The organism is Yinghuangia sp. YIM S10712 (assembly GCF_051388935.1).
GTDB lineage: Bacteria > Actinomycetota > Actinomycetes > Streptomycetales > Streptomycetaceae > Yinghuangia.
The window spans coordinates 203462-206093 of sequence record NZ_JBPKBI010000003.1; the positions used below are offsets into that span (position 1 = coordinate 203462).

The following is a 2632-nucleotide window of genomic DNA, read 5'->3' on the forward strand; positions in this document are numbered from 1 at the left end:
CCCCGACGGGGTTCTCCGCCTCACACCGGCGGGTCGTCCTCCGCGCGCCGCACGACGACGCCGACCGTCCCGATCATCACGGCCATGCCGCCCGCTCCCAGGCCCATCGCGGCGCCCGGGTCGAGCGAGGCCACCGTGCCGAGGTCCGGCGCGACGCGGTTGGCCGGGTCGTACACCACCAGGAACCGGTCCCCCGGTTCACCGGGGCACCGGCCGCCCCCGCGCAACGCGTCGCGGTCGCCGTCGGGCAGCTCAACCTCGCACTCCGTGTCGGGCACGTCGGCCCCTGGCGGCGCGTCGTTTTCGCGTTCGCCCACAACGACGGCGCTGCCGTCCTTGCCGAACGTGAACATATAAAGGTCGTACGACTGAAGCGCCGACGCGAGCAGGAGGAGCCCCCCGACCGCGCCGGGCACGAGCAGCGCCCACGGGTGCGGGTGCAGGTGGCGCAGCACGTAGTAGCGCAGCAAGGCCAACTGGAACAGCAGCGGAGCGGCCACCAGGATGCCGCGCGCCATGCCTCCTTCGAGGAAGCTGCTGTTCAGCCCATAGGCCTGAAGGGGCCAGCACACCGCGCACACGACGACGAAAAGCGTCGCGCGCCAGGTGAGTGTGTGGCGGTCCACCGCAGGAAGCCGCCACCGGGGCAGTCTCCGAGTGAGTTCACTTACCGGGCCAGGCATACTCCACCGTCCACGGCCGAAGTCTCGTTCTGTGAGCCTACGCTGCCGCAGCGTGGGCGTGCGAGGTCGACGCATCTGCGGCTCGAACAACCGTCCGCCGTGCGTTTCCGCGGCGGTCGGCGAGCCGGTCGGGTTCCGCCGCCGCCCATCGGCTTGGCGCCGGGTGATGTACGCGGCGGGCGTCCGGCGCGAGAAACAGTAGCGCGCCGGGGGCCTCGCGGCACGCCTCATCGTGGCGAAAAACCGTCCCCGTTCGGCGATCGGCCGCATCCGCTCTCCGGTCTCGGCGACACCGGGCCGCCGAACCGGCCGTACGCCGTGTGCCACCGATGTCGCGCAAAACGGCAACGCCGGACCGCCGATGTCGCGCGGGCTCTTCCGGAGGGACCTCCCTCTGCCGGTATCAGGGCCAACGGCCCATCCTGGCAAGGAGGATCGAACATTTCGGTGGCGACGGCAGGGGGCCCCATGGAAGCGGTCGGGATATCGGTGGCTGTGGCCGTGGTCGTCTGCCTGGTTGCCGCGGTCGCGTTCGCACCGCGCACCCGGAGGTACGGCACCGCACTGGCCGAGGCGGTGCGGCTTCTGCAGAGCGGGCGGGCGACCCCGTACCAGGTAGCCGCGTACACCTCGGTCACGACAGCCGAGGTGGCCGTGTGGCTGCTGCTCGAAGACGGACTGGTGATGATCTCGCGCGACGGCCGGATCCGCGCGGCACACGTCGACCGACCGGCCGCCGGAGCGGACCCGGTGACGGCGGCCGTGCTCGGTGCGCTGGCCGCCGCGCCGAACGGTCTCAAACTCCACGAGATCGACGCCGCCCCGGGCTGCCGCGAGGCATTCGAAAACGCACGCAGTCTCGGCATCCCCGGCCTGCCCGGAGCCGACGAGAACGGCACCGCCGCCCGCCGGGCCAGGCAGATCCTCGGCACGCACGGCCGACAGGCACTCGATGCCCGCTTCGCGGACCTCGACCACCACCAGGAGCGCGAGGCCGCGGCCCTGTACCGCCGTCGCGCCCCGGTCTACGTGCCGCCCGGCGGCCGACAGCCCGTCTCCGCCCGCCGGACACGCGGCACGCGCCGGACCGACAGCGGGTCGGACGCGATGATCATTTCGTCCGGCGACCCGGGCGGCTCCGGCGGCGGAGGCGGTTCCGACGGCGGCAGCAGTTGCGGAGGGGGCGGCGGGTGCGGAGGCGGCGGGTGCGGTGGCGGGAGCTGACCGGCCTCGCACGGCACATCCGTCCACGTCGCAGCGCCCGCCCTCGGACACGGCGCCAAGTCTCGCCGGTGCCGCCCCGCCGCCGTGCCCGTCCGTGGGCGCGGTGTCAAAATCGGGGGCATGACCACGACGATCCACCTGGCCCAGCAGCCCGAGGCAGACGCGCTTCTCGGTCGCAGCCCGCTCGCCGCACTGATCGGGATGCTGCTGGACCAGCAGATCCCCATGGAGTGGGCGTTCGCGGGGCCGTACACGATCGCGCGGCGGATGGGTGCCGACGACCTCGACGCGCAGGAGATCGCGGCGTACGACCCGGAGGCCTTCGCGGCGCTGATGGCCGAGAAACCAGCCGTGCACCGCTACCCCGGGTCGATGGCCAAGCGCGTCCAGCAGTTGTGCCAATTCCTGGTCGAGAACCACGGCGGCGACGCGTCGGCGGTCTGGAAGGGCGTCAAGACCGGCAAAGAGTTGTTCGAACGCCTGAGCGCGCTGCCCGGGTACGGCACGCAGAAGGCCCAGATCTTCACCGCGCTGCTCGGCAAGCAGTACGGCGTCACCCCCGAGGGCTGGCGGGAGGCGGCGGGCGCGTACGGCGAGCAGGGGTCGTTCCGCTCGGTGGCCGACATCACCGGCCCCGAATCCCTCGCGAAGGTGCGGGCGACGAAGCAGGAGGCCAAGCAGGCGGCCAAGGCGGCGAAGGCGAAGAAGCAGTGACGGCGTGGGGG

Annotated in this window: 3 protein-coding genes; 2 read left to right on the plus strand and 1 reads right to left on the minus strand. The window is 72.5% G+C overall.

What is annotated here, in order from left to right; all coding sequences use genetic code 11:
* Positions 1 to 20 precede the first annotated feature (20 nt).
* On the minus strand, positions 21 to 626 hold the full coding sequence (locus tag ACRX5W_RS10300; protein WP_436787713.1) for a hypothetical protein: 606 nt from the start codon (positions 624 to 626) through the stop codon (positions 21 to 23).
* A gap of 504 nt (positions 627 to 1130) precedes the next feature.
* Between ACRX5W_RS10300 and ACRX5W_RS10305 the strand changes: the two genes are divergently transcribed.
* Positions 1131 to 1907 carry a hypothetical protein gene (locus tag ACRX5W_RS10305; RefSeq protein WP_436787714.1) on the plus strand — a complete coding sequence of 259 codons (777 nt, stop codon included), beginning with the start codon at positions 1131 to 1133 and terminating at the stop codon, positions 1905 to 1907.
* A 120-nt stretch (positions 1908 to 2027) separates the two neighbouring features.
* A complete protein-coding gene (locus ACRX5W_RS10310; protein WP_436787715.1) occupies positions 2028 to 2621 on the plus strand; it encodes an HhH-GPD-type base excision DNA repair protein in 594 nt (197 codons plus the stop codon).
* The last annotated feature ends 11 nt before the right edge of the window (positions 2622 to 2632 follow it).

Coding starts and splice junctions, on each gene's coding strand:
- ACRX5W_RS10310 (WP_436787715.1), top strand. CDS start 2,028: ATGACCACGACGATCCACCTGGCCCAGCAGCCCGAGGCAGACGCGCTT.